Source organism: Actinomyces urogenitalis (assembly GCF_002861525.1).
Lineage (GTDB): Bacteria > Actinomycetota > Actinomycetes > Actinomycetales > Actinomycetaceae > Actinomyces > Actinomyces urogenitalis.
The window spans coordinates 1-4,939 of the sequence record NZ_PKHA01000021.1 but is presented as its reverse complement, the minus strand read 5'-3'; the positions used below and the strand labels follow the sequence as shown (position 1 = coordinate 4,939).

Below are 4,939 nucleotides of genomic sequence, written 5' to 3'. Positions count from 1 at the left end.
GCGGGGCTGCTGGCCCGGCGTCGTCGTGACGAGGCCTGATCGCGAGCGGTACTAGACCGACGCTGACCCGGTGGGGCCGGCGGAGAGATCCTCTCTCCGCCGGCCCCACCGGCGTCTTGACCGTCGGATGGCGCTTGAGCCGTCGTGGCAGGGCCATCTGGATGGCTCTCGCCCAGACTCTGGAGTGTTGGCAGAGTCATGCTCCTGGAGCACATGTTCTTGAATAAACGGCATGTATTCTCCATGACCTTGCTTGGTACCATCAGGAGTTGAAGACCTCCCAGAGGAGACTCGTGATGCAACGTTCAACCCGTCCAAAGCGGATCATCTCTGCACTAGCTGCCACACTGGTGTCCCTAGGCATGGCGTTCCCCGGCGCCGCAGCGTTCGCAGACACTGACCCGGTCCCTGCTACGTCTACAGCTGACGCCTCTCAAGGGGAGGCTGACGCCGGAGACCCCGCGGTCGAGCCGGCTGCACCGGCCGAGACTGATGCTGACAGCTCGCCTGCCCAGGCAGCGCCGCCAGCCGCCGTCGCTGAGAAGGATGCGGGCGCTGACGCCGTCGCTGATCCCGCTGCGATCACCGAGATCTGGGTGAGCTCCACGGGCAGCGACGACAATGATGGCTCGTCTGCCGACCAGGCCCTTGCGACGATGAAGAAGGCGCTCGAGGTCCAGACGGCGAACCCGGGCATCGCCACGATCAACCTCTCCGGTGACTTCACGGGCTGGACCAACGTCACGATCCCGTCGGGCGTCACGCTCAAGATCGCCGGGAACACCACGATCGCGGCTGCGACGAACGCCAGCGGCATCACGCTCGCGAACGGCGCCACCCTCACGGCGGGTGCGAACACGCTCACGATGACCGGGTTCAACGTTGCGATTCAGATGAACGCCGGTGCGAAGCTCATCGACGGCACGTATACCATCAGCGGCGGCAACCGTGCCCTCAACCTCAACGGCGGTGTGATCGAGGGGTCCGCGGACCGCTCAAGCGTGGCTATCAACGCCACAGGCACGAGCGGTGCCGACCTGCAGAACGGCTCGATCACGAACGCGACGATCACGGCGACAGCGACGACGAACGGGCCGGAGCACTACGCCCTCGCCCCGATGAAGAACGCCTCGCTGACCACGACGCAGACCTGGTTCTACATCAACAACGGTCGGACCTTCTCGCTCGACCACTCCGACCTCTACATCAACAAGGCGACGGCCGCGTCCGCCTACCGCCAGGCCATCACCTTCGCGAACGATCCGACCATCGCGAACGGCTCCACGCTCACGGCAGACGGCGGCCGCATCTCAGTCGCGAGCGGCTCGAAGTCGTTCAACGTGACGGGCGGGTCGAAGATCGTCATCAAGAACAGCATCGGCAAGGACATGCTTGGGCGTGACGGCGGCGGCCTCAACATCAACTCCAATAGCGCCCATGTCAACTTTGTCGACTCCACGCTCGAGACCTCGAACATCGACACCTACCCGTCCTACGGCACACGCGGCACCTCAAGCATCACCTTCAGCGGCAACAGCCAGGTGATCACCGACCACAAGAACAAGACCTACGACAACGGCGGCGCCGACCGCAGCACTGGCGGCTCGTATGTGGTCACGGGCGGCTCGTTCTACGTCACCTACGACCCGAGCTTCAACGCCGCCATCACCACGCCCACCAACGGCGCGGCCAACGGCGACGAGATGCTCTCCTACTTCACGCTCGCCGACGCCTCGCTGGGCTCGTTCAACCCCATCAACAAGAACGGCGTGCGCTACGAGTACCAGGTGGCCAACGGCTCGCCTGATGGCAACAAGTACGTGTTCGCCCCGGCGGCCAAGGTTACGTTCAAGCTGAACAACGGCAACGCGAAGTTCGCCGACGGCACGACGAAGGACAAGACCCAGAGCACCGTGCGCGGCTACCGGCTCGGCTTCGTGGCGGGTACGGCCGATGTTGGCACGCCCACGGACTCGGCCGGCGTGAAGTTCCTCGGCTGGTTCTACAAGGACGCCGCCGGTGCGGAGTACGCCTTCGATTTCGCTACCACCCAGTTCGACGCCGACACCGACGTCTATGCCAAGTGGGAGTCGAAGACGGTCATCTACCACAACGGCAACGGTGTGGACTACATCCAGAACATCGCTGCGTCCGAGGACTCGGCCACTGCGCTCTCCTATGACGAGGTGGTCAAGGCCAACTCGGAGTTTGCGATCGCCGGCAAGACCTTCACGAAGTGGACGGCGGCCTCCGGTGCCTCAAGCGATGAGATCGCCGCGGGCTCCACGCTTGCTTTCACGGGCGACATCACCCAGATCGACGTGTACGCCCAGTTCGACACCGACACCTACCGCGTGGCCTTCTCCGCCAACGGCGGCACCTTCGGTGCCGACAGCGTGTTCAAGAAGAACCCCGATATCTTCACCATTGAGACCGATCCCGTGCTCGGCGGCGAGGTCGCGGTGATCACGAAGGGCGCGACCTACAACCAGAAGCTTTCCGAAGTGCTCGGCAGCTTCGCGCGCGGCCAGATCACGCCGACGGCCGCCGCGGCGACGAAGGCTGGCTCGAAGCTGGGGAGCTCCACGCAGTGGAGCACGGCGTCTGATGGGGAAGGCTCTAAGCTTCGGTTTGATGACACGAAGGTCTTCATTTGGACGACGCCCGGCGCCGACCCAGCCTTCACGGCCGATACCACCTACTACCTCGCCTGGACGCCCGACACGAGCACCCCTGCGATGGACCTCGAGACCAAGCTCCCCGCCGACCTGTGGGGAGAGTCCAAGCCTGGTCAGAAGGACAGCAAATCTGCCCTCAAGGTACTCGCTGACGGCAAGGACTCCTTCAGCCTGACCGGCGCGGTGGATGTCTCCACCATCAAGCAGCAGATGACGGCCATCGAGGGTCGCTTCCCGAAGGCCAAGCCCGCCGACATCAATCTCACGGGCACTGCGTCCACCTTCACCGCCACACTGACGCTGCCCGACGGCGTCGTCGCGCCGAAGGGCCTCGCGGCAGACCAGGTCACGGCCACCGGCCTCGGCGACCTCTTCGAGGTTAAGTCCGCATCCGTGGATGGCCAGGAGGTCACGGTGAACTTCGGGCTCAAGAAGGCCTACACGAGCTATGAGGAGCTCAAGGCCGCCGTGGGAGCCACGGGCACGCAGACCGCGTTCCGCATGGCGGGCACGAGCCCCATCACTGATCAGATCACGCTCGAGATCCCTGGGTTCAGCCTGGACGGTAACGCCGTGAAGAACGGCGACGAGCTCACCGTCACCGGTGTTGTCACGGGCACGTTCACCTCGGTTGCGAACACCACCGCCGACGACGCGGTCCGCTTCAACATCAGCTGGAACGGTACGCAGATCGCTGCCGGCAGGGACTTCCGTGCCAAGGACGACACCACCATCCAGCAGACCATCCTCGTGAAGAAGCCGTTTGAGGCCTCGCTGCCCGCCGACATGCTCGTGTACGTGCAGCCGGCGAACGCCACCGAGGAGCAGCAGAAGCAGGTCGGTACCAACACGACGAATGGTGAGGCTGCTGGTGTTCAGCAGGGTGACAAGATCAACCTCACCGGCACGATCGACGCCAAGACGGTGAAGACGCAGATGGCCGCGATCGAGGCCCAGTTCGGCAACCCGTCGGACCTCTCCTCGATCAGGCTCAGCGATCTCTCCTCTGCGTTCACGGCCACCTTCACGGTGCCCGAGGGGCTGACGCTCCCCGCGAACCTTTCCGCAGCCACGGTGGTCCCCACCGGGTTCGCGGACACCTTCAGCGTGAGCGAGGTGACGCCCGCCACCGACGGCAAGAGCGTCACCGTGACCTTCGCGCTCAAGGACGGCATCACCAACTACAAGCAGCTGCACGATGCCGTGAACCTGCTCGCCGACACCATGAAGCTCACCGTCCCGGGCATCACCGTGAACGAGGACGTCGCGGACGGCGCCACGCTGACCACGGTCGGCACGGTCACCGGTACCTTCGACGCTGTGGCCACCTCGGCCGCCGGCACCGAGAAGGACTTCTCCTTCATCTGGACGGGCGCGCAGATCGAGGACGGTAAGGACAAGCTGGCCGCCGATCTCAGCACTATCCAGCTCACCCTCGCCACGCCGAGCCCGTTGGATCTCGACCTTCCGTCGGACATCCTCTCCGGCGCCAACACCGAGCACGAGGAGGCATACCCGGCCTTCGCCGGCACGAGCATCGACCTCACCGGCGCGGTGAACATCACCGGCATCAAGGGCCAGATGGGGGGCATCGAGAACCAGTTCGGCAACCCGGACGGCAGCACCATCGCCGTGGACATCAAGGGCTTCGGCTTTACCGCCACGATGACCCTGCCCGAGGGCATGTCCCTGCCCGAGGGCCTCGACAAGGCCAAGGTGACCACCACGGATCCGGTCACGGGCGAGGACACCCTGAAGAACACCTTCGAGGTCACCGACGTGAAGGCCGAGGGCCAGAAGGTCACGATCACCTTCGGCCTGAAGGACGCTGCCTCGCTTGACACCTACGCCAAGCTCAAGGCCGCCGTGCAGGCGTCCGGCGTCACCGAGGGCGAGAACTCCTGGCTCAAGATCACGGTCCCCGGCGTGAAGATCGCCGACACCGTGGCTGACAACACGAAGCTCACCACCGTGGGCACCGTCGCTGGCTTCTTCAAGGCGAACGCCACCTCTGCCACCGGCACTACCAAGACGTTCTCGTTCCGTTGGAACGGCACGCAGTGGGCCAAGGGCAAGGACGCCGCCACGCCCGGCGACGACGCGCGCATCACGTTCACCGTTCAGACCCCGCCCGCCCCGCAGCAGCTCACGCTCCCCGGCGATATCCTCTCCGGCGGTGACACCGAGCATGAGGCGGTCTATGCCGTCTACCCGGGCCGCACGCTCGACCTCACGGGCGCGGTCAAGATCGACGGCATCAA

At 64.9% G+C, this 4,939-nt stretch carries 1 protein-coding gene; it reads left to right on the top strand.

All coding sequences use genetic code 11. The features are described 5' to 3' along the window. Positions 1-362 precede the first annotated feature (362 nt). The coding region (locus tag CYJ26_RS10455) for a cell wall anchor protein (RefSeq protein ID WP_101638397.1) at positions 363-4,939 on the top strand (4,577 nt) is incomplete at its 3' end.